The organism is Myxococcota bacterium, from assembly GCA_041389495.1.
In the GTDB taxonomy this organism is placed as follows: Bacteria; Myxococcota_A; UBA9160; order UBA9160; family UBA4427; genus JAWKRT01.
Genome location: JAWKRT010000001.1, coordinates 1,627,076 through 1,649,019 on the forward strand (window position 1 = coordinate 1,627,076; position 21,944 = coordinate 1,649,019).

Genomic DNA, 21,944 nt, shown 5'->3' on the forward strand with positions numbered 1-21,944 from the left:
CGGCGCGGCCGACTCGCTAGCGATAGTCGTGCGAGCCGGGCAGGTCGCCCGAGAGTGCGACCGGCGAGAGCTCGCGCGCGCGCACGTGGATCACGCCGTCGACGTTCTGCACGGGGCCCGCGATCTCGACGATCGGCGCCTGGTGGAGCGGCGCGCGGAAGCGGCGGAACTCGGCGGGCATGAGCACGGCGTTCGAGGTGCCGGTCTCGTCCTCGAGCGTGACGAAGCAGACGCCCTGCGCGGGGCCGGGTCGCTGGCGCACGATCACGTGCCCCGCGATGCGCACCCAGCGCCCGTTCGGCACGTCGCGCAGCTCGGCGGCCGAGAGCACGCCGCGCGCGCGCAGTCGCGGTCGCAGGTGCGCGACGATCTGCGGCCCGGTCGTGAGGCCGGCGAGACGATAGTCGGCGAGCGTCGCCTCGACGTCGTCCATCTCGGGAACGGGGATCGCGCCCTCCGCCTCGCTCGCGCTATGCGCGCCGTCCCGCGCCACCGGCGCCTCGCCCGCGAACAGCGACGTCGCGTCGCGCTCGATGCCCGCCACCTGCCACAGCGCGGCGCGCCGCTTCGTGGGCGCGCCGGGCAGGCTCGCGAGCGCGCCGAGCTCGGCCAGCGCGTCGAGCTCGTCGCGCTGCAGGGCGGCGCGGCGCACGAAGTCGCCGAGTGAGTCGAAGGGCCGCTCGGCGCGCGCGCGCTCGATGCGCAGGCCGCTTCCCGCGCGCAGGCCGCTCGCATGGCGAAGCCCGATGCGCGTGCAGCGCTCGCCCTCGAGCGTGCACTTCCAGTGCGAGCGCGCGACGTCGATCGCGCGCACCTCGACGCCGTGGCGCTGCGCGTCCTTGACCAGCGTCGCCGGGTTGTAGAAGCCCATCGGCCAGGCGTTGAGCAGGCCGGCGAGGAAGGCCGCCGGGAAGTGGCACTTCAAGTAGGACGAGGCGTAGGCGATCAGCGCGAACGAGGCCGAGTGCGACTCGGGGAAGCCGTAGAGCGCGAACGAGGTGATGTGGCGGACGATGTCGTCCTGCGCCGTGCCCGTGATGCCGCGCGCGCCCATGCCGCTGCGCAGGCGCGCTTCGATCTGCTGCATGCGCTCGATCGAACGCTTGAAGCCCATCGCGCGCCGCAGCTCCTCGGCCTCGCCGCCCGAGAAGCCGGCCGCCGTCATCGCGATGCGCAGGAGCTGCTCCTGGAACAGCGGGACGCCCAACGTCCGCCGCAGGATGGGCTCGAGCGACGGGTGCGGATAGGTGACGGGCTCGCGGCCGGCGCGCCGGTTCAGGTACGGGTGCACCATCTGCCCGACGATCGGGCCGGGCCGGATGATCGCGATCTCGACCACGAGGTCGTAGAAGCAGGCGGGCCGAAGGCGCGGCAGCGTCGCCATCTGCGCGCGGCTCTCGATCTGGAACGTGCCGATCGTGTCGGCCTTCTGGATCATCGCGTACGTCGCGGCGTCGTCGGGCGGGAGCTTCGCGAGGTCGATCTCGACGCCGCACGCGTCGCGGATCATCGGGATCGTCTCCTCGAGCGCCGCGAGCATGCCGAGCCCGAGCAGGTCGATCTTGATGATGCCGAGGTCGGCGCAGTCCTCCTTGTCCCACTGCACGACGCGGCGTCCGGGCATCGAGGCGGGCTCGATCGGCACCACCTCGTCGAGCCGCCCGGCCGCGATCACGATGCCGCCGCTGTGCTGCCCGAGATGGCGCGGCAGCCCCTGCACGCGCGCGACGAGCTCGAGCAGCTTCGCGATGCGCGGCGCATCGGGGTCGACGCCGCTCTCGCGCAGCGTGCGCCGGAGCTCGGAAGGGTCCTCTCCGTCGCGGAAGCCCATGCTCGCGAGCGCCTTCGACAGCGCGCCCGTCGTGTCGCCGTCGAGGCCGAGCACCTTGCCCATCTCGCGCACGGCCATGCGCGTGCGATAGGTGATGACGTTCGCCGTCATCGCCGCGCCGTGCGCGCCGTACTTCGCGAAGACGTACTGGATCACCTCTTCGCGCTGTGCGCCCGAGGGCAGGTCGATGTCGATGTCGGGCCACTCGCCGCGCTCCTCCGACAGGAAGCGCTCGAACAGCAGCTCCATGCCGACCGGGTCGACGGCGGTGATGCCGAGCGCGTAGCAGACGGCGCTGTTCGCGGCCGAGCCGCGCCCCTGCGCCAGCATGCGGCGCTCGCGCGCGAAGCGCGCGATGTCGTGCACGATCAGGAAGTAGCCGGCGAGGTCGAGCTTCTCGATCACGGCGAGCTCGCGCTCGAGCTGCGCGCGCACGCGCGGCGCGAGCGCGGCGCCGTAGCGCTCGCGCGCACAGCGGAACGTGAGCGCGCGCAGCCACGAGGCCTGCGTGTGCCCGTCCGGCACCGGGAAGACGGGGAAGCGGTAGCCGAGATCCTCGAGCGTGAACGCGCAGCGCTCGGCCAGCTCGCGCGTGCCGCGCACGAGCTCCGGCGCATCGGCGAAGCGCGCCGCGACGACCTCGCGCGGCTGCAGGTGGCGCTCGCCGTTCGGCAGCAGGCGCCGGCCCGCCGCCTCGAGCGTCGTCCCGTGTCGCAGGCACGTGAATGCGTCGAGCAGCGGACGGTCGGCCGCGCGCGCCGCGCGCACGTCGCCCGACGCGACGACGTCGACGCCGAGCGAGGCCGCGAGGTCGGCGGCGCGCCGCGCGTCGCGCGCGGCGGTGCGCTCGAGCGGCCGCGCGACGTCGACGCGCAGGTGCGCGCGCCCGAACACGCCGAGCGCGCGGTCGAGCATCGCGGCCTCGAGCGTCGCGTCGCCGGCGACGAGCGCGACGAGCCCGCGCGCGTGCTCCTCCACCTGCTCCCAGGTCGCGAACGCCGCGCCCGCGCGCCGCGCGTCGCCGGCCGCCGCGTGCGCGAGCGTCGTGAGGCGGCCGAGGTGGCGCCAGCCCTCGCGCGACGCGACGAGCAGCCGCACGCGCTGCGTGCGCGCCGCATCGACGAACAGCTCGGCACCGACGATGCCGCGCACGCCCGCGGCGCGCGTCGCCGCGTGGAAGCGCGGCGCGCCGTAGACGCCGTCGCGGTCGGCGAGCGCGAGCGCCGGATAGCCGAGCTCGGCCGCGCGCGTCGCGAGCTCTTCGGGGTTCGAGGCACCCTCGAGGAAGGAGAACGCGCTGCGCGCGCGCAGCTCGACGTAGTCGCCGGGCTCCGCGCGCGGGCGGGCGGGGCGCGCTGTGGTGCGGCCGGGCGCGCGCGGCCCGGGCGCAGGAGCGAGGGGAGGGGGCGGGCGGGACATGGGGGCTCCGGTGTCCCGCTACTTTCGCCTCGTGTTCGCCTCCGGGCAAGTCGCGCGCGCCGCCTCGGCGCGCGCGCCGGTCGTCCGCGCCGCCTCCGCTCGGGCGTTCGCCCCGCTCCGGTGCGCGGCGATCGGCGTATGCTGCCCGCATGGCCGGCGCACTCGACTCCCAGGTGGGCGAGGGCTCCGTCTGCATCCTCGTCGTCGACGACGAGGAGCAGCTCCGGCGCCTGATGGGGCGCGTGCTCGCGCGCGACGGCTTCGCCGTCGCCGAGGCGAGCGACGGCGCGGAGGCGGTCGCGCTCGCGGCGAGTGCGAAGCCCGCGCTCGCGATCGTCGACCAGAAGCTCCCGCCCGAAGGCGGCGCCTCCGTCGTGCGCGCGCTGCACGCGGCGATCCCCGCGCTGCGCATCGTCGTCGCGAGCGGCGGCGATCTCGACGCCGCGCTGCGCGACGACCTCGCGCGCATCGGCGGCAGCTTCCTGCGCAAGCCGTTCGCGCCCCGTACCCTCGCCGAGATGGTGCGTCGCGTGCTCGCGGGAGAGAGCCACCCCGACGGTCTCCGCTGATGGCGTCGATCGTCGTCGTGGGCGGCGGCATCGCCGGGCTCGCGTGTGCCTGGCGGCTGCGGCACGCCGAGCACGACGTCGAGGTGCTCGAGGCCGCGGACGCGCCGGGCGGCCGCGTGCGCACGACGCTCGTCGACGGCTACCGCCTCGAGCGCGGGCCGGCGGCGTTCGGCCCGCTCGACCACAACCGCCGCGTGCTCGTGCACGCGCTCGGCCTGCAGGACGCGCTCCATCCGATCGAGCCGGGCGGCAGCGCGGTGCTGCGACGCGGCGTCTTCGTTCCGGTGCCGACCGACTCGGTGCGCGCGTTCTTCGCGTCGCCGCTCCTGTCGGTGGGCGCGCGCGTGCGCGCCGCGCGCTTCGCGCTCGATCTCGTGCGCCGCCGCGGCGAGCTCGACCTCCACCACCCCGAGCGCGCGGCCGCGCGCGAGCGCGGCGACGCCGCCACCGATCTGGCGCGCGCGTGCGGCGTCGAGGCGCGCGACTTCCTGGTCGCGCCCGTGCTCGAGCCGCGCCTCGGCGCGCCGCTCGAGGCGTGCTCCGATGCGTTCGTGCAGCTCGTGCTGCTCGAGGAGCTGCGCGGCGGCGGCTTCGAGGCGATCACCGGCGGCATGGGGCGCGTCGTCGACGCGCTGCGCGACCAGGTCGCGGTGCGCTGCGGCGCGCGCGTCGAGAGCGTGGAGACGGAGCGCGGCGGCGCGGTCGTTCGCTATGTCGCGAGCGGGCGCGAGCGGCGCGTGTTCGCGGACGCCGTCGTGATCGCGCTGCCCGCCGATCGCGCCGCCGCCGTCTGCGCGAAGCTCACGCCCGAGGAGCACGGCTTCCTCGCGAGCGTCGGGACCGGGCGCGCGCTCGTCGTGCACGCGCTGCTCGACGAGCCACCGCGCGGGCTCGCGCACTACGCGCTCCACGTCCCGTCGCAGCTCGGCCTCGACCTCGCGCGCATCTGCGTCGAGCACCACAAGCGCGACGCCGCGCCGCCGGGCGCGGGCGCGCTGCGCATCGAGCTCGACCCGCGCGCCGTGGAGCGCCTGTGGAGCCGCGACGACGATCGGCTCGGGGCGCGCGTGCTCGAGGCGCTCGAGCGCACGCCGATCGGCCGGGTGCGGCCGCGGCGCATCGTCGTCGAGCGCGTGGCGTCGGCGGGCTCGCGCTTCGCGCCCGGCGCGCTGCGGCGGCTGCGCGCCTTCCTCGAGCGCGCGGAGCGCACGCCGCGGCTCGCCTTCGCCGGGGACTTCCGCGTCGGCCCGTATACTGAGGGCTCCCTGACGAGCGGTCTGCGCGCGGCGAGCGAGGTGGTCCGCGCGCTCGGCTGACGCCTCCGCTCGTTCCGACCGCCGGAGGCCCCGTGTCCCTTCGCTACCTGCACACGATGGTGCGCGTCACCGATCTCGACGCGTCGCTCGCGTTCTACTGCGACGCGCTCGGCCTGCGCGAGCTGCACCGCTACGACGTTCCCGCCGGCCGCTTCACGCTCGTCTTCCTCGCCGCGCCGGGCGACGACGACGCGCAGGTCGAGCTCACGCACAACTGGGACCCGGAGGCGTACGGCGGCGGGCGCAACTTCGGGCACCTCGCCTACGAGGTCGACGACGTCTACGCGGCGTGCGAGCGGCTCGCCGCGCACGGCGTCGTCATCCTGCGTCCGCCGCGCGACGGCCGCATGGCCTTCGTGCGCTCGCCCGACGCGATCTCGGTCGAGCTGCTGCAGAAGGGCGCGCCGCTCGCGCCGCGCGAGCCGTGGGCCTCGATGCCGAACACGGGCGAGTGGTAGCGATCGTGTCGGCGGGCGGCGCAGGGGCCTTCGCGCCGGGAAGCGCTCCGGGTCGGGAGCGCGCGTGAACGCGGAGCACCCGCGCGTCGTGCTCCACGCCGACATGGACGCGTTCTACGCGTCCGTCGAGCAGCGCGACGACCCGCGCCTGCGCGGCCGCCCGGTGATCGTCGGCGGCACGGGAGCGCGCGGCGTCGTGTCGGCCGCGAGCTACGAGGCGCGCGCCTTCGGCGTGCACTCGGCGATGCCGACCTATCGCGCGCGCCAGCTCTGCCCGCACGGCGTCTTCCTGCGCGGCGAGATGGCTCGTTATGCGGCCGAGAGCCGGCGCATCTTCGACGTGTTCCGCGAGTTCTCGCCGAGCGTCGAGGGGCTCTCGCTCGACGAGGCCTTCCTCGACCTCACGGGCTCGGAGCGGCTGCTCGGCGCGCCGGGCGACGTGGGCCGGCGTCTGCGCGCGCGCGTGCGCGAGGTGACGGGGCTCGCCGTCTCCGTCGGCATCGGCCCCGTGAAGATGGTCGCGAAGATCGCGAGCGACGCGGCGAAGCCCGACGGCCTCGTCGAGGTGCGCGCGGGCGACGTGCGCGCGTTCCTCGACCCGCTCCCCGTGCGCCGGCTGTGGGGAGTCGGGGCGACGGGCGAGCAGCGGCTCCACGCGCTCGGGCTGCGGACCGTCGGCGACGTCGCGCGCGCGGATGCGCGCTTGCTCGAGCGCGCGCTCGGCGCGCACGGCGTCGCGCTCGCGCGGCTCGCGCGCGGCGACGACCTGCGCGAGGTCGAGCCGTTCCGCGAAGCCGTCTCGTACAGCGAGGAGAACACGTTCGCGCGCGACGTCGCGTCGCGCGACGTGCTCGCCGCGACGCTCCTCGCGCACGCCGAGGCCGTCGCGCGGCGCCTCCGCCGCGACGGGCTCGAGGCGCGCACGGTCGTGCTCAAGTGGCGGTTCGGGAGGCGGCGCGCGCCCGGGCCGCGCGGCTACCCGCTGCACACGCGCCGCACGACGCTGTCCGCGCCGACCGACGAGGGCCTCGTGATCGCGCGCGAGGCGACGCGGCTGCTCGACCGCGGCGCGCTCGACGAGCCGGTGCGGCTCGTCGGGGTCGGCGCGACGAACCTGGTGGCGCGCGGCGACGGGCAGCTCGGGCTCTTCGAGGGCGCCGAGCGCGCGTCGACCGAGCGGCGGCGCCGGCTCGACCGGGCCGTCGACGCGCTGGTCGACCGCTTCGGCGACGGCGCGGTGAAGCGGGGCGGCGAGGGCGACGCCGCGCGCGCCGGGCTGTCGCTGCAGGCGAAGCGCGGCGAGCGCGGTGCGCCGTCAGCGGAGCGCCCCGACTGAGAGCAGCCGGTACACGTCGTGGAGGCTCGCGTCGTTGCGGAAGCGCTTCACGATCGGGTCGGGCTGGCCGGCGGTCCAGATGCGCAGCTCCGCGTCGAGGTCGAGCGTCCCCGCGTTCTCCTTCGAGAAGCGCGTGATGCTCCGGTACGGGATCGACGTCACGAGCGCCTTGCGGCCGGCGATGCCCTGGCGGTCGACGAGCACGAGTCGCGCGCTCGTGAAGACGTAGAGGTCGCGCCCCACGCGGAAGGCCTTCTCGATGCGCTCGCCCGGGACGAGGAACGACGCGAGCTCCTCCTCGACCGACGACGACTCGAGCTCGCTCGCGGTCCCGATCCATCCGCTCCACATGCCCATCGCGTCGTCACCCCCCGTCGCTGCGGCGCGCAGGTTCGCGCACTCGGTCGCGGTCGCCCGCGCGCGTCGGCCGCGTCTTCCCCGGGGAGCTGGCCCAATTCGCGCCAGCTCCGCACCGACCCGCCGCGCCCGCGCCGGCCCGAACGTCCGTTCGATATCGACACGCGGCGTATCGCGACGGCGTCGGGCGGATCGCGTCGCGCAAGCGCCTCCCGGTCCGGTGGCGTGCGTCGACGAGGCTGCCTACTGTTTGCGCCGCTTGCAACTGGCCCTGCCCGATTTCGATTCCTTCCGAGTTCATCTCACTTCGCAGTCGGCTCAGAGTTCCGTGACGCAAGTGACGCGGCGACGAGGAAAGCAGCCGCGCCTCGACCGAGACCCGATCCTGCGAAGGACGTTAGGTGCGGGTCCGAATGGCTCGCGCCAATGAGTGGCCGGGCTTCTGGAGTGCATCTGTGAAGAAGTTGTACGTTGGGAACCTGCCCTGGAGCTGCACCGAGGACGAGCTCCGGGATCTGTTCGGATCGTTCGGTTCCGTCGAGTCGGTCGCGATCATCACCGACCGCGAGACGGGCCGCTCGCGCGGGTTCGGATTCGTCGAGATCGAGCCTTCGGAAGGCGCGGACAAGGCGATCGAGCAGCTGGATGGTCGCGACTTCGGCGGTCGCGCCCTGCGTGTGAACGAGGCGAACGACAAGCGCAGCGGCGGCGGCGGTGGCGGTGGCCCCCGCGGTGGCGGCGGCGGCGGTCGGCCTCGCTGGTAGCGCGCGGCAGGTAGCTTCGACGCGCGAGCTCCGCGAGAGCGGAGCTCGCGCGTTCCACCTTCCGGCCCGCTTCCGGCCGCGCCGCTCCGCGCGGCCGGCTCCCGCTCCGACGAGAGCGTTCGAGGCGCGCGTGTGGCGCGTCAGTCGCTCGACTTGTCCCAGCGGTAGACGTGCATCGGCGGCACGTTCAGCAGCTCGAGCTGCACGCTCGCGCGCCCGAACACGCGGCGCCCGAGCTTCTCCACGCGATCGCGGAACTGATAGGCGACGAACCGCCCGCCGGGCGCGAGCGCGTCGCGCACGCTCTCGAGGATGCTCGTGCCGAGCGCGCGCGGCATCGTCGAGAACGGGATCCCGGACAGGATCACGTCGGGCGCGGGAAGGTCGAACTTCGCGAGCGCGCTCGGAATGTCGGCCGCGCTGCCCTCGAACACGATGAGCCGCGGGTCGCGCACGTGCTCGCGCAGCAGCCGCGCGAAGTGCGGGTTGATCTCGATCGCGAGCAGCGTCGCGTCGGGGGCGAGGGCGCGGAGCAGCGCGCGCGTCGTGCCGCCCGTTCCGGGGCCGAGCTCGACGACGACGCGGCTGCTCGCGAGGTCGGCGCTCTTCACGATGCGGCGCTCGAGGAAGCGCGAGCTCGGAATCACCGACCCGACCTCCTTCGGTCGCTTCAGGAATCCGCGCAGGAAGGCCAGTCGGTGTTCGGGGTCGGGGGTGGCGAGGGGCATGCGAGAGCGTTCCTCCGTCGAGGCGCGCCCTCGGCGCGCGCGGTCGGATCGGGCTGGGAAGAGAGCGCACGTTTTTTAGAGGTGAAGCGACGCGCGGTCAAGCGAGTCGTGCGCGGCGCGGCGAGAATGCGCCGGAGCGCGGGGCCCTCCCCTCGAACGGGCGTTCGCGCGCCCGATCGTGCCGGGGCGGGCGCGGCTCGGACCGCGCGCCGGGCCGCGCATCGGGCCGCGCATCGGGCCGCGCGCCCGTTCGTCGCGCGCGCCCGACCCGCGCGCGGCCGCGCGCGCTCGGCGCGCGACGGCGCTGCGCGCCCGCCGCATCGCGACGTCGCCCATCGCGCGCGCTCCGCACACGCGCGCACTCCGCATCGCGCGCGCGTGTGCGGTATCGCGTCGCGCGCGCTCCGCGTGCCGCATCGCGCGCGCCGCGCGCCGCGCCGACCGCGCGCGCGTTCCGCGATCGATGTTAGTCGTAGACGCCGTCGACGGACCAGCGCCGCGCGGTCCAGTCGAAGCAGAGTCGCGCGACGACGCCGTCGCTCACCTGCACGTCGTAGTGATCGAGCGCATAGCGTTCGCCCTCGCTCCACCATCCGCCCGTGCTGCGCCACGGGCCGCTCGCGTGGACGACCTCGCCGCTCGTGACGGCGCTCGCGACGGCGACCGGCGCGCCGGCGTCGACGCGCACCCGCGCCGGCACGGGTGGGCGCAGTGCGCGAACGGCCGCGAGGGGCGGGCGCGCGTCCGTTCCCCGTTCGTCCCCGATGCGCGCGGTGTCGACGGGGCCGCCCGCGGCGCGGGCCTCGGCCGCGCGCGGCGCGAACGGCGCGAGGGCCCAGGCGTCGGGGCGGTGGACGTCGGCGACGCGCGGCGCGCCGACGCGCTCGCGCCCGCACAGCGCCTCGAGCTCGGCGAGCGTCGCGTCGAGCGCGGACGGGTCGGGGCCGCGCGGGCGGAACAGGTCGAGCTGGTCGCGTCGCACCGCCTCGCCCTCGGTCGCGAGCGCCACCGCGAGCACCGGCGCGCGCGGCGGGCTCGCCTCGAGCTCGCCGGCGAGCACGCGCATCCACACGCGCACGTCGAGCGTCGGCGCGGCGAGCCCGATGCGCCGCGCGTCGCGCGCGCGGCCCTCGAGCGCGAGCGCGAGCTCGAGCCGGCGCGTGGCGAGGCCGCGCACGGCGAGCCGCTCCGCGAGCCGCGCGGCGAGCCCGCGCAGCGCGAAGCGCAGCGGCTCGAGCCGGTCGATCGGCGCCTCGAGGTCGCAGGCCTCCTCGAGCCGCGCGTCGCGCGGCGCGGGCAGCGGCGGCTCGTCGTGCTCGCCGCGCGCGCGCGCGGCGAGCGCGCGCGCCTCGGGGCCGAGGCGCTGTGCGAGCGCGCGCCGCGGCAGGCGCAGGAGGTCGCCGACGCGCCGGATGCCGAGGCGCGTGAGGCGCTGTGCGAGCGCGTCGCTCGGCGCGAGCAGGTCGACGGGCAGCGCGGCGATCGCGCGCGCCTCCTCGTCGGGCCGCAGCGCGAGGAAGCCCGACGCGCGGGCCTCCGCGTGTGCGGCGCCGCGCGCCGCGGCCGCGAGCCGGCGCGCCACGCCGCGCGCCGCGAAGCGCGAGCTCGCGACGCCGACGAAGCCCGCGAGCCCGAGCGCGCCCGCGCGCGCGACGAGCGCCGACGCGAAGCCGTTCTCGGACGCGTACAGCGTCGCGGTTCCCGTCGCGTCGACGAAGACGGCGGCCTCGGCGGCGAACGGCGGCGCCTCGCGCGGGGCGAGCTCGGCGCGCGGCGCGAGGGCGAGCGCGGCGTCGAGCAGGCTCTGGCGCGCGCTCTGCTCGAGCGCGGCCGAGGCCGGCCGCACGACGAGCCCGGCGCAGGCCGCGCGCGCGCGGGCGACGGTCTGCGCCGCGCGCACGCCCGCGCGCGTCGCCGCCTCGGAGACGGCGACGATCTCCGCGCGCCCGTCGTCGCCGGTCGCGACGACGAAGGGGCGGCCCGCGAGCTCGGGGTGGGCGCGTCGCTCGGCCTGCACGAGGAAGTCCGGCGCCAGCAGGCAGGCGACGCGCCGCTGCGCGCTCATGCGGCGCGCTCGTCGCGCGGCGTCCGCACGCGCACGCCGCGCCCCGCGGCGGCCGGCGCCGTGCGGTGCCGCACGAGCGCGACCTCGAGCTCGAGCCCCTCGAGCAGCGTCGGCGCCTCGCTCCAGCGCGCGGGATGGCGCGCGAGCGCGAGCGCGACGTCGGCGGCGCTGCCGGCGACGCGTTCGTCGGCGAGCACGACGAGCGCGCGCGCCGCCGCCTGCGCCGCGCGCGCGAGCCGCCGCCAGGCGTTCGGGTCGCGCACCGCGCCGCGCGCGGGAGCGAGCCCCAGGTCGAGCACGACCAGCGGGAAGCCGTCGGTCTCGAGCAGCCGCGCGGCGATGCGCAGCGTCTCGTCGCCGGCGCGCGGGCGCGCCCAGAGCACGCGCTCGAGCGCCGCACCCGCGTCGTCGGCCGAGATCGGGTCGAAGGCGTCGGCGGCGTCGATCCAGGCCGCGCAGTGGCCGGCCCGGGTCGCGCGCGCGACGAGCGCGAGCGCGACGGAGGTGCGGCCGGACGAGGCCGGCCCGGCGATCTCGCTCAGCCCGGCGCGCGGCAGGCCGCCGCCGAGCAGGGCGTCGACCTCGGTGAGGCCGGTGGGCCAGGGCGCGGCGCCGCTCGCGTCGCCGGCCGCCGGGCCGCGCCGCAGCTGCGAGCCGAGCGCGCGCACGAGCGCGTCGAGCCGCGCCGCGCGATCGGCGGGGGCGGCGGATGCGGCAGGGGAGGCGTCGGACGCGGGGCGCGCCCGGGCGAGCCGGTGCGGGGGGCCGGGGGGCATGCGGCGATCTTCGCCTTTTGTTCGCCTCCGGGTCAAGCCCGTCCCGTCGCAGCGGGAAACGGGGCGGAAGCGGGGCGGGGGCCGCGCCGGCGGCGATCAGCGGTGCAGGAAGGTGCGGCCGTCGGCGATCCGCACGCGCCCCTCGGCGATCAGGCGGATCGCCTCGGGCACGAGCCGCCGCTCGGCGGCCTGGACGCGTGCCGCGAGCGCGTCGGGCGTGTCGCTCTCGAGCACGGGCACCGCCTCCTGCAGCAGGATCGGGCCGCGGTCGTAGGCGTCGTCGGTGAAGTGCACGGTCGCGCCGCTCACCTTCGCGCCCTTCGCGAGCACGGCTTCGTGCACGCGGTGGCCGTAGAAGCCCGGGCCGCTGAAGGCGGGGATGAGCGCGGGGTGCACGTTGATCGCGCGGCCGTCGTACTTGCCGCGCGACTGGAAGAGCGAGAGGAAGCCGAGCAGCGCGACGAGGTCGACCTCGTGGCGTGCGAGCTCGGCGTGGAGCGCGTCGTTGAAGGCGTCGATGTCGCGCAGCGCGCGCCGCGACACGACGGCCGTCGGCACGCCGCGGCGGCGCGCGCGCTCGAGGCCGAACGCGTCCTCCTTCGACGAGATCGCGACGACGACCCGCGCGGGCAGCCCGCGGTCGATGTGCTCGAAGAGGTTCTCGAGGCTCGTGCCGCTGCCCGACAGCAGGACGGCGACGCGCAGCGGCGCCGTCATGTCAGGCGGAGCGCGCGCCGTCCGCCGCGCCGAAGAGCGCCGCGTGGATGCGACGCGTCGCCGGCGAGCGGTTCAGCGTGTAGAAGTGGAGTCCGGGGGCGCCGCGCGCGAGCAGGTCGCGGCACTGCCCGGTCGCCCACTCGACGCCGACCGCCGCGACCGCCTCGTCGCCGCTCGCCGCGTCGAGCCGGCGGTCGAGCTCGGCCGGGATCTTCGCGTTCGAGAGCTGCGCCATGCGCCGCACGTTCGACGCGCTCACGATCGGCATGATGCCGGGCACGATCGGCACGCGGACGCCGGCGGCGCGCGCGCGGTCGACGAAGCGGAAGTAGTCGTCGTTCGCGAAGAAGAGCTGCGTGATGAGGAAGTCGGTGCCGGCGGCGACCTTGCGCACGAGGTGGCGGAGGTCGTCGTCCGCGGAGAGCGCGCGCGGATGCACTTCCGGATAGCAGCCCCCGCCGATCGAGAACGACCACGGCCCCTGTCGGATGAAGGCGACGAGCTCGCTCGCATAGGCGAACGCGTCGCTCGGCGGCGCGAACTGCGGCTCGTCGGCCGGCGGGTCGCCGCCGAGCGCGAGCACGTTCTCGATGCCGGCGCGCTCGAGCCCGTCGAGGATGTTCGCGATCTCGGCGCGCGAATAGCTGATGCACGGCAGGTGGCACATCGCGGTGACGCCGGTGTCGTGCTGGATCCGCTTCACGAGGTCGATCGTCTTGTCGCGCGTGCCGCCGCCCGCGCCCATCGTGACGGACACGAAGTCGGGCGCGACGTGCGCGAGCTCGGCGATCGTGCGGAACAGCGATGCGAAGCCCGCCTCCGTCTTCGGCGGGAAGAACTCGAACGAGATGACGGGACGTCCGTTGCCGTACAGGTCCGCGATGCGCATGGCGGCGCAGTCTACCACCGCGCAGCATTGACGCCCCCGCACCGGACGGCGAGACTGCGCCGCTCGCGGAGGCGCCCATGTCGATTCTCGTGAGCGGATCGGTCGCGTACGACCACATCATGGTCTTCGAGGACCGCTTCAAGCACCACATCCTGCCCGACAAGGTCCACGTGCTGAACGTGTCGTTCGTCGTGCCGACGCTCGACAAGCGCTGGGGCGGCACGGCGGCGAACATCGCCTACAACCTGCGCATCGTGGGCGAGGACCCGATCGTGCTCGCCACCGCCGGGCGCGACTTCGATCCGTACCTCGAGCACATGCGCGCGTGCGGGCTGCGCACGGACGGCGTGCTCGTGCTCGGCGACGCGATGACGGCGCAGGCGTTCATCACGACCGATCTCGACGACAACCAGATCACGGCGTTCCACCCCGGCGCGATGACGCGCGCGCACGAGGCGAAGATCTCGTCGGTCGCCGACGCGGGGCGCGTGCGCGTCGGCATCGTCGCGCCGAACGGCAAGCAGGCGATGCAGGAGCACGCCGCGGCGCTCAAGTCCGCGGGCACGACCTGCGTCGTCGACCCCGGCCAGGCGCTGCCGCTGTTCGACGGCGACGAGCTGCTCGCGCTGCTCGACGGCGCGTCCGTCTACGTCGTGAACGACTACGAGTGGGCGCTCACGCTCGAGAAGACGGGCGAGAGCGCGGAGGCGATCGCCGAGCGCGTCGGCGCGGTCGTCATCACGCGCGGCGGCGAGGGCTCGGAGCTGCGGCGCGGCGGTCGCACCGACGCGGCGGTGTCGCTCGCCTCGGAGCGCTGCGTCGTCCCGGCGGTGAAGGCCCTCGCGATCGTCGACCCGACGGGCTGCGGAGACTCGTACCGCGCGGGCCTCCTGCACGCGCTGCACCGCGGCCTCCCGCTCGAGACGGGCGCGCGCATCGGGTCGCTGTTCGGCGCGCTCAAGATCGCGCGCCCCGGCCCGCAGAGCATTCCGCTCGACGCCGCCGCGTTCCGCGAACGCTATGTGCGGGAGTACGGCGAAGGCTTCTGACGTGGACACGGCGCCCCGCGACCGCGGTCGCGACCTCGCGTGGTTCGGGCTCGGCATCGCGCTGCCGGTGCCGTGGGTCGTCGCGAGCGCCGTCGGTGGACTCGGCCTCCCGGCGGGCTGGGTCGCCGTGCTGTCGGGCCTCGCGATCCTGGGCGCGGCCTTCATGCTGTCGTGGTCGTGCGAGATCGGCGAGCGCTACATCCCGCAGGCGTTCGCACTGCTCGTGCTCGCACTCGTCGGCGTGCTGCCCGAGTACGCGGTCGACCTCTCGTTCGCGTGGAAGGCGGGCGAGGATCCCGCCTGGGCGCACTACGCCGTCGCCAACATGACGGGCGCCAACCGGCTCTTGATCGGCGTCGGCTGGGCGGCGGTCGTGCTGATCACGTGCTGGAAGTCGGGCACGCGCGAGCTCGAGATCGCGCACGGGCAGCGCCTCGAGCTGCGCTTCCTGATCTGGGCGACGCTCTACTCGTTCGTCATCCCGCTCAACGGGAAGATCGACCTGCTCGACGCCGTCGTGCTGCTCGGCCTCTTCGGCGCCTACGTCGTCGCGGCGATGCGCGGCGACCGCCACGAGGAGGAGGAGCTGCTCGGGCCGGCGCTGCTGATCGACGTGAACTTCAGCGACCTCGGGCGCCGCCTGTGGGCCGTCTTCCTGTTCGGTTGCGCGGGCTGGTCGATCTGGGTGTCGGCCGAGCCCTTCGCGCACAGCCTCGTGATGGTCGGGCGGAGCTCGGCGATCGACGAGTTCCTGCTCGTGCAGTGGGTCGCGCCGCTCGCGTCGGAGTCGCCGGAGTTCGTGGTCGCGCTGCTCTTCGCGCTGCGCGTGCGCGGGTCGATCGGCATCGGCGCGCTCGTCTCGTCGAAGGTGAACCAGTGGACGCTGCTCGTCGGCGCGCTGCCGCTCGCCTTCATGCTGTCGTCGGGAGGCTGGAGCGGGCTCCCGCTCGACGAGCGCCAGACGCACGAGCTGTACCTGACGTCGGCGCAGTCGCTCTTCGCGGCGATCCTGCTGGCGGACCTCGCGTTCTCGCGCGCCGAGGCGATCGCGCTCTTCGCGCTGTTCGCCGTGCAGCTCCTGCTGCCCTCGACGCACGTGTGGTTCACGTGGCTCTACCTCGCGGGTGCCGCGGGCCTCCTGCTCTTCGGGCCGCGCGCGAAGACGCGCGGCTTCCTCTCGCTCGTCACCTCGCTGCCGTCGAGCGACCGCGCCGCGCGGCGTGCGTCGGGGAGCGGCGCGGGGAGCGCCTCGGCGCCCGGCGCGTGAGCGCGCCGGCGCGCGCCGCGGACGGCGTCGACGTCGTCGTCGTCGGCGCGGGCGTCGTCGGGCTCGCGAGCGCGGCGGCGCTCGCGAGCGCGGGGCGCGGCGTCGTCGTGCTCGAGCGCGCGGCGCGCATCGCGACGGCGACGACGAGCCGCAACAGCGGCGTGCTGCACGCCGGGCTCTACTACCCGCCCGGCTCGCTCGCCGCGCACGCGTGCGTCGAGGGGCGCGCGCTCACCGTCGCGCGCTGTCGCGAGCGCGGCATCGACTGGCGCGAGACGGGCAAGCTCGTCGTCGCGTGCGCGCCCGACGAGGTGCCGCGGCTCGAGGCGCTCGCCGCCAACGCGCGCGCGTGCGGGGCGCCGGACGTCGAGCTCGTCGACGCGGCGTTCGCGAGCGCGCGCGAGCCGCACGTGCGCGCGGTCGCCGCGCTGTGGTCGCCGCGCACGGGCATCGTCGACGCCGTCGGCCTCGCGGCGTCCTTCGCGGCGGAGGCGGAGGCTTCGGGCGCGGCGTGTCTCACGTCGCGCGAAGTGGTCGGGCTCGCGCGCACGCGCGACGGGTGGCGCGTCGACGTGCGCGAGCCCGACGGCGCGCGCGGCGCGATCGCCGCGCTCGCGGTCGTCGACGCGGCCGGCCTCGAGGCCGACCGCGTGGCCGCGCTCGCCGGCATCGACGTCGACGCCGCCGGCCTGCGCCTGCACCCGTGCAAGGGGAGCTACTTCGCGCTCGCGCCCGGAGCGCCGCTCGCGTTCCGCGGGCTCGTGTATCCGCTGCCGGCCGGCGGCGGGCTCGGCGTGCACGCGACGCTCGACCTCGGCGGGCGCGTGCGCTTCGGCCCGGACGCGGAGTACGTCGCGCCCGAGGCGCGCGACGACGTGCGCGTCGACCCGGCGAAGGCCGCCGCGTTCGCGCGCGCGATCGCGCGCTATGCGCCCGGCATCCGCGAGGAGTGGCTCGCGCCGGACGACGCCGGTGTGCGGCCCAAGCTCGCGGGGCCGGGCGAGCCGTTCCGCGACTTCGTGGTGCGCGAGGAGAGCGCGCACGGCGCGCCGGGCTTCGTGAGCTGCGTCGGGATCGAGTCGCCCGGGCTCACCGCCGCCGCGTCGCTCGCGCGCCGCGTGGCCGCGCTGCTCGCGTCACTCTGAGCGCGCGGCGTCGGGCGCGACCCACGCGGCGACCGCCACGTTGTCGCCGCTCCGGCGGCGCCGGTGCGCGGCGAGCGCGGCCTCGGCGAGTGCGCGCGCGAAGCGCTGTGCCCGGCAGGCCGGCGGCACGGCGACGCCCCGTGCGACGGCGAGCGCTTCGGCGACCGCCTCCTCGGGGTGATCGACGCCGATGCCGACCTCGGAGAGCCCGTCCGTCGCGAGCGCGAGCGCGCGCAGGCCGCCGAGCGGCGCGCAGCCGAGCGCGGTGTTGGCGCGGTGCCACGTCTCCTCGGGGAGGCCGAGGAAGTGCGGCGACGCGTGCGCGCCGAGCGCCGCCCAGCCGCGCTCCTCGACGCGCTCCGCGGCGCACGCCAGCACGTGGCTGTCGCCGACGCCGGCCCACGCGACGAGGTCGTCGCCGGGGCGCACGAGCGCGATCGCGAGCGTCGTCGGCGCGGGCGGGAGCCGGCGCGCGGCGGCGTCGGCGATCGCGCGCGCGCTCGCCGTCTGCAGCGCGGCGTAGAGCCAGTCGTTCCACGCGCGGCCCGCGTCCGCTCCGCCCGCGACCGGCGGCGTCGCCGCGCACGCCGCGGGCGCGATCGCATCGACGACCGCGGCGATCGCGGCCTCCGCGCCGTGCGCGCCGTCGTGGCCGTCAGCCACCGCGAGCAGGACGCCGCCCGCGCCCTCCGCGAAGGCGGCGGCGTCCTCGTTGGGCTCGGTGTGGTCGTAGACCTTGGCCGCGCCGCCGCGCGAGAGGGCGATGGCGCACGCGCCCTGCGCGACGCCCTCGACGCTCCCGACCTCGACGCAGCGCGCGCCGAGCAGGCGGTGCGCGCGCGGCGCGTCGCTCACGCGCCCTCGGAGCCGGGAAGCGGGGCGGGGTCGTCGTCGAACAGCTCGTTCGTGGCGATCACGAGGTCGGCGACGGGGGTTCCCCCGATCAGGTGCTCCTGGATGATGCGCTCGAGGTTCTGCGGCGTCGCCTTGCGGTACCACGTGCCGTCCGGGTAGACGAGCGCGATCGGTCCCTGCATGCACACGCGCAGGCACTCGGCCTTCGTCCGGAAGACGCCGCCCGCGCGGTCGACGAGCCCGAGCTCCTTGAGCCTCGCCTTCAGGAACTGCCACGCCTCCTGCTGCAGCGCGGGCGGCGCGCAGTCGCCGCCCGTGCAGAGGAAGACGTGACGTCGGTAGTCGCCGACGTGCAGCTCGTCGAGCTTGGCGGCGACGCGCGCCGCACCGGGAAACGCGGGCTCGGACGGAGCGCGGGTGGAGTCGGGCATGCCGGGTAGTATACGCGCCGTCGTCCGACGGCCGCGGCACGCGCCGCGCGCTCGCCGCGCGCGGCGGCGGCCGCGCGCGCCACTCGATCGGTTGCGGAGCACCCGCATGTCTTCGATGCGCACGACGCCCTGGCGCGGGGGCAGCTTCCAGGAGGATCGCCGCCGCGATCTCGTGCTCGCGGTGTGTCACGAGATCGGGAACCTCGTGGCGGCCGTGCGTCTCGAGGCCCACCTGCTCGACGACGAGGACGGTCCGCTCGGCGTCGCGCGCGCGGCCGTCGCGATCGAGGACCTGACGGCGCGCGTCGGCGCGCTGCTCGCGCAGGTGCGGCCGCTGCTCGAGGAGGTGGACGGCGGCGGGGCGGGGCGCGTCAGCGCGCGCGCGCTGCTCGCGAACCTGCGCGACGTGTTCGACGAGCGCGGGGCGCCCGGCGTGCGGCTCGCGATCGAGGTCGCGCCCGATCTCCCCTTCGTCGTCGGCGACCCGGAGCGCATCAACGCGCTGCTGCTGCTGATCGCGCTCGGCGGCGTCGAGGCCGCGACGCGCGCGCGCGGGAGCGAGCCGGGCCGGGTCGACGTCGCGGCGCGCGTGTGCGACGACCGGCTCGAGATCGCGGTGTGCGACGACGGCCCGCGCGATGGCGAGCTCGACGACTGGCGGGTCGGCGCGCAGCGCGGGCGCGTGCTCGCGCTCCAGCTCGCCGACCTCCTGCTCGGCTCGCTCGGCGGCGAGGCCGACGTCGAGCGCGCCGACGGCCGCACGTGCGTGCGGCTCGTGCTCGCGATCGCGGGCGACGACCCGCCGCCGCGCTAGCGGCGCGCGTCGTGCGCCGACGCCTCGAGGAGCTGGGCGGGAACTTCGCGCAGCTGCCAGACGACGCCGAGCCGCGCGAGCGCGCGCAGCGCGTACCAGGTGACGTCGATCTCCCACCAGAAGAAGCCGTTGCGCGCGGCCGGCATGTACTTGTGGTGGTTGTTGTGCCAGCCCTCGCCGAGCGTGAGCAGCGCGAGCCACAGGTTGTTGCGGCTGTCGTCGCCCGTCTCGTAGCGGCGCGACCCGAACAGGTGGGCGAGCGAGTTGATCGAGTAGGTCGCGTGCCAGAGCAGCGTCGTCGAGATGCAGAAGCCGAAGACGAGCCACGAGAGCCCGCCCGCCGCGAAGAGCCCCGCCGCGAGCAGGGCGGGCGGCACGACGTGCCAGCGGTTCAGCCACACGAGCTCGGGGTAGCGCGCGAGGTCGGGAACGAGCTCGATCTCGGTGCGCCCCCACGCGTCGTCGAAGATCCACGCCTGGTGCGAGTACCAGAAGCCCCGGCGCGGCGAGTGCATGTCGCCGTCGCGATCGGAGAAGCGGTGGTGGCGGCGGTGCCCGGCCGCCCACCAGAGCGGCCCCTTCTGCACCGCCATGCAGCCGAGCACGGCGAGGGCGAACTGGAAGGCGCGGCTCGTGCGGTAGGCGCGGTGCGAGAAGTAGCGGTGGTAGCCGCCGGTGATGGCGAACATGCGCAGCCAGAAGAGGCCGAGGCAGAGCGCGACCTCGGTCGCGCCGACGCCGGTGAAGAACGCGAGCAGGCACGCCGCGTGGATGGTCCAGTAGATCGCCGCGGAGAGCGCGGCCTGGCGCGACCACGCGCCGTCGGCGTCGCGCTCGCCGGGAGCGGCGGCGGGCGCCGCGGCCGCCGCCCGCGGCGCGGCCTCGAGCGGCGCGGGCAGGTCGAGGTTCGCTTCGGGCGTCGTCGGGATCGGGCTGGCCATGGGAGCGCGGCTCCTCCTCGTGCGTGGGCAGCACCCGCGGCGCGCGCCCGCGCGGGCGGCGTCCGGGCTCCGGATGGACCTTCGGTGGAGGCGGCCGAACGCTACGGAGCGCATCGGCGCTGCGCAGCGCGCGCGCTGTGAAACTTGCGTAAAAGGGCGAGCGGCGCGGAGGGTGGCGCCTCTGCTAGCTTCCGCGCCCGCCACGCGCCGGCGGCCGCGCACGTGCACGAGCCGCCGCCCCCCGCGCACGTCACCGGAATGCCCGAGCCCGCGTCGGCTCGACGCCGGACGGACCGAGAGCCCGCCCATGAGCACGACTGCATCCGCCGGAAGACCGCTCGCCTCGAGCGCCGCGCGCAAGGATCTGCGCAACCTCGCCATCATCGCGCACGTCGATCACGGCAAGACGACGCTCGTCGACGGGCTCTTGCGCCAGTCGGGCGTGTTCCGCGCGAACCAGGAGGTGGCGGAGCGCGTGATGGACTCGGGCGACCTCGAGCGCGAGCGCGGCATCACGATCCTCTCGAAGAACACCGCGATCGAGTTCGAGGGCGTGCGCATCCAGCTCGTCGACACGCCGGGCCACGCCGACTTCGGCGGCGAGGTCGAGCGCGTGCTCGGGATGGTCGACGCGTGCCTGCTGCTCGTCGACGCGGTCGACGGCGTGATGCCGCAGACGCGCTTCGTGCTGCGCAAGGCGCTCGGGCACGGCCTGCGCCCCGTGCTCGTCGTGAACAAGGTCGACCGCCCCGAGCAGCGCGCGGAGGCGGTCGTCGACGAGGTGTTCGACCTGCTCGTCGAGCTCGGCGCCGACGACGAGCAGCTCGACTTCCCGGTCGTGTACGCCTCCGCGAAGAAGGGCATCGCGTCGCGCGACCTCGAGGCGATCGTCGCCGGCCGCGCGGTCGACCTGCGGCCGCTCCTCGAGACCATCCTCGAGCACGCGCCCGCGCCGGCCGTCGACGTCGACGCGCCGCTCCAGTTCCAGGCGGTGACGCTCGGCTGGGACGACTTCGTGGGCCGCCTCGTGATCGGCCGCGTCGAGCGCGGCACGCTCGTGCGCGGCGCGACCGTCCAGCGCGTGACGCAGGAAGGCGCGCACGAGACGTTCCGCGCGACGAAGCTGTTCGGCACGCGCGGGCTCGAGCGCGTCGAGCTCGAGCGCGCGAGCGCGGGCGAGATCGTCGTGCTCGCCGGCATCGACTCGATCCAGATCGGCGACACGGTGTGCGACCCCGCCGTGCCCGAGGCGCTCGCGCCGATCGCGGTCGACCCGCCGACGATCCGCGTGCACTTCTCGATCAACTCGTCGCCGTTCGCGGGCCGCGAGGGCAAGTTCGTCACGAGCCGCCAGATCGCCGATCGCCTCGAGCGCGAGGCGCTCGGCAACCCGTCGGTGAAGATCGGCGCGACGGGCTCGCGCGACACGTTCGAGGTGGCCGGCCGCGGCGAGCTGCAGATCGCGATCCTGATCGAGACGATGCGCCGCGAGGGCTACGAGTTCTCCGTGTCGCGGCCCGAGATCATCACGCGCGTGGTCGACGGCGCGAAGTGCGAGCCGGTCGAGGACGTGGTGATCGAGGTGCCCGAGGCGAGCGCGGGCGCGGTGATGGAGAAGCTGCCGCAGCGCAAGGGCCGGCTCGTCTCGATGCACCAGCACGACGACCGCGTGACGATGGCGTTCGTCGTGCCGAGTCGCGGCCTGTTCGGCTACCGCACCGAGTTCCTCACCGACACGCGCGGCGAGGGGCAGCTGCATCGGACCGTGCGCGGCTACGAGCCCTGGGCGGGCGACCTCACCGCGCGCGGCGTCGGCGCGATCGTCGCGACCGAGGCCGGCAAGGCGACGACGCACGCGATCTTCGGCATCCAGGAGCGCGCGACGCTCTTCGTCTCGCCCGGCGACCCCGTCTACGAGGGGCAGGTGTGCGGCGAGAACCGCCGGCCGGGCGACATGAACGTCAACGTGTGCCGCGCGAAGAAGCTCACGAACGTGCGCGCGGCCGGGCGCGACGAGAACGAGATGGTGACGCCCGCGCGCCGGCTCACGATCGAGTCCGCCCTCGAGTGGATCGAGGACGACGAGCTGCTCGAGGTCACGCCGAAGTCGCTCCGTCTGCGCAAGCGCATCCTCGACAAGAGCTTCCGCAAGCGCTGAGCGCGCCGCGCGGCCGCGACGGGTTGACCGCGCGCGCGGCGCCGCGGAAACTCCGCGCG

The 21,944-nt window shown here is 75.7% G+C and carries 20 protein-coding genes; 10 read left to right on the forward strand and 10 right to left on the reverse strand.

All coding sequences use genetic code 11. The annotated features are described in order from the left end of the window. Positions 1-16 precede the first annotated feature (16 nt). Positions 17-3,250: an error-prone DNA polymerase gene (locus R3E88_07210; GenBank protein MEZ4216249.1), complete on the reverse strand. Its 3,234-nt coding sequence runs from the start codon at positions 3,248-3,250 to the stop codon at positions 17-19. A 149-nt stretch (positions 3,251-3,399) separates the two neighbouring features. Between R3E88_07210 and R3E88_07215 the strand changes: the two genes are divergently transcribed. The 4 genes from R3E88_07215 to dinB all read left to right on the forward strand — a co-directional run bounded on the left by R3E88_07215 (position 3,400) and on the right by dinB (position 6,929). Continuing rightward, positions 3,400-3,819, forward strand: coding sequence for a response regulator (locus R3E88_07215; GenBank protein MEZ4216250.1), 420 nt, complete (start codon positions 3,400-3,402; stop codon positions 3,817-3,819). Further along, positions 3,819-5,135 carry an NAD(P)/FAD-dependent oxidoreductase gene (locus R3E88_07220; protein ID MEZ4216251.1) on the forward strand — a complete coding sequence of 439 codons (1,317 nt, stop codon included), beginning with the start codon at positions 3,819-3,821 and terminating at the stop codon, positions 5,133-5,135. The genes R3E88_07215 and R3E88_07220 overlap by 1 nt, the downstream gene beginning before the upstream one ends. 56 nt (positions 5,136-5,191) lie before the next feature. Then, the gene (locus R3E88_07225) at positions 5,192-5,593 is read left to right on the forward strand and encodes a VOC family protein (protein ID MEZ4216252.1); all 402 of its coding nucleotides are present in this window, start codon (positions 5,192-5,194) and stop codon (positions 5,591-5,593) included. 64 nt (positions 5,594-5,657) lie between these two features. Continuing rightward, positions 5,658-6,929 carry a DNA polymerase IV gene (dinB, locus tag R3E88_07230; protein MEZ4216253.1) on the forward strand — a complete coding sequence of 424 codons (1,272 nt, stop codon included), beginning with the start codon at positions 5,658-5,660 and terminating at the stop codon, positions 6,927-6,929. On the opposite strand, the gene R3E88_07235 is transcribed toward dinB, so the two are convergent. Next, the gene (locus R3E88_07235) at positions 6,909-7,286 is read right to left on the reverse strand and encodes a PH domain-containing protein (GenBank protein MEZ4216254.1); all 378 of its coding nucleotides are present in this window, start codon (positions 7,284-7,286) and stop codon (positions 6,909-6,911) included. The genes dinB and R3E88_07235 overlap by 21 nt on opposite strands. 413 nt (positions 7,287-7,699) lie before the next feature. Here R3E88_07235 and R3E88_07240 point away from each other — a divergent pair, with 413 nt between their 5' ends. Then, positions 7,700-8,050 (forward strand): RNA-binding protein, encoded by a 351-nt coding sequence (locus tag R3E88_07240; GenBank protein MEZ4216255.1) that lies wholly within the window; start codon positions 7,700-7,702, stop codon positions 8,048-8,050. 140 nt (positions 8,051-8,190) lie between these two features. Here the strand turns inward: R3E88_07240 and R3E88_07245 are convergent, their stop codons facing one another. From R3E88_07245 to metF, 5 genes are all read right to left on the reverse strand, one after another. Beyond that, the gene (locus tag R3E88_07245) at positions 8,191-8,778 is read right to left on the reverse strand and encodes a methyltransferase domain-containing protein (GenBank protein ID MEZ4216256.1); all 588 of its coding nucleotides are present in this window, start codon (positions 8,776-8,778) and stop codon (positions 8,191-8,193) included. A 466-nt stretch (positions 8,779-9,244) separates the two neighbouring features. After that, on the reverse strand, positions 9,245-10,843 hold the full coding sequence (locus R3E88_07250; protein ID MEZ4216257.1) for a hypothetical protein: 1,599 nt from the start codon (positions 10,841-10,843) through the stop codon (positions 9,245-9,247). Then, positions 10,840-11,619, reverse strand: a complete 780-nt coding sequence (locus tag R3E88_07255) for a hypothetical protein (GenBank protein MEZ4216258.1) — start codon at positions 11,617-11,619, stop codon at positions 10,840-10,842. The genes R3E88_07250 and R3E88_07255 overlap by 4 nt, the downstream gene beginning before the upstream one ends. A 96-nt stretch (positions 11,620-11,715) precedes the next feature. Next, positions 11,716-12,336, reverse strand: coding sequence for a phosphoribosylglycinamide formyltransferase (purN, locus tag R3E88_07260; GenBank protein ID MEZ4216259.1), 621 nt, complete (start codon positions 12,334-12,336; stop codon positions 11,716-11,718). 1 nt (position 12,337) lies between these two features. Further along, a complete protein-coding gene (metF, locus tag R3E88_07265) occupies positions 12,338-13,225 on the reverse strand; it encodes a methylenetetrahydrofolate reductase [NAD(P)H] (GenBank protein ID MEZ4216260.1) in 888 nt (295 codons plus the stop codon). A gap of 77 nt (positions 13,226-13,302) precedes the next feature. Here metF and R3E88_07270 point away from each other — a divergent pair, with 77 nt between their 5' ends. The 3 genes from R3E88_07270 to R3E88_07280 are packed head-to-tail and all read left to right on the forward strand — an operon-like array spanning position 13,303 to position 16,686. Continuing rightward, positions 13,303-14,274: a carbohydrate kinase family protein gene (locus R3E88_07270; GenBank protein ID MEZ4216261.1), complete on the forward strand. Its 972-nt coding sequence runs from the start codon at positions 13,303-13,305 to the stop codon at positions 14,272-14,274. 1 nt (position 14,275) lies between these two features. Further along, entirely contained in the window at positions 14,276-15,541 is a 1,266-nt protein-coding gene (locus R3E88_07275; GenBank protein MEZ4216262.1) for a sodium:calcium antiporter, read from the forward strand. Then, entirely contained in the window at positions 15,538-16,686 is a 1,149-nt protein-coding gene (locus R3E88_07280; GenBank protein MEZ4216263.1) for an NAD(P)/FAD-dependent oxidoreductase, read from the forward strand. Before R3E88_07275 ends, R3E88_07280 begins: the two co-directional genes overlap by 4 nt. On the opposite strand, the gene R3E88_07285 is transcribed toward R3E88_07280, so the two are convergent. Next, on the reverse strand, positions 16,678-17,541 hold the full coding sequence (locus R3E88_07285) for a protein phosphatase 2C domain-containing protein (protein ID MEZ4216264.1): 864 nt from the start codon (positions 17,539-17,541) through the stop codon (positions 16,678-16,680). The genes R3E88_07280 and R3E88_07285 overlap by 9 nt on opposite strands. After that, complete coding sequence (locus R3E88_07290) at positions 17,538-17,972, reverse strand: hypothetical protein (protein ID MEZ4216265.1); 435 nt, start codon at positions 17,970-17,972, stop codon at positions 17,538-17,540. The genes R3E88_07285 and R3E88_07290 overlap by 4 nt, the downstream gene beginning before the upstream one ends. 106 nt (positions 17,973-18,078) lie before the next feature. Here R3E88_07290 and R3E88_07295 point away from each other — a divergent pair, with 106 nt between their 5' ends. After that, entirely contained in the window at positions 18,079-18,786 is a 708-nt protein-coding gene (locus tag R3E88_07295; protein ID MEZ4216266.1) for a hypothetical protein, read from the forward strand. Here the strand turns inward: R3E88_07295 and R3E88_07300 are convergent. After that, entirely contained in the window at positions 18,783-19,727 is a 945-nt protein-coding gene (locus tag R3E88_07300) for an acyl-CoA desaturase (GenBank protein MEZ4216267.1), read from the reverse strand. The two genes, R3E88_07295 and R3E88_07300, sit on opposite strands and share 4 nt — an antisense overlap. A gap of 307 nt (positions 19,728-20,034) precedes the next feature. Here R3E88_07300 and typA point away from each other — a divergent pair, with 307 nt between their 5' ends. After that, on the forward strand, positions 20,035-21,885 hold the full coding sequence (gene typA, locus R3E88_07305) for a translational GTPase TypA (protein MEZ4216268.1): 1,851 nt from the start codon (positions 20,035-20,037) through the stop codon (positions 21,883-21,885). Positions 21,886-21,944: the final 59 nt, after the last annotated feature.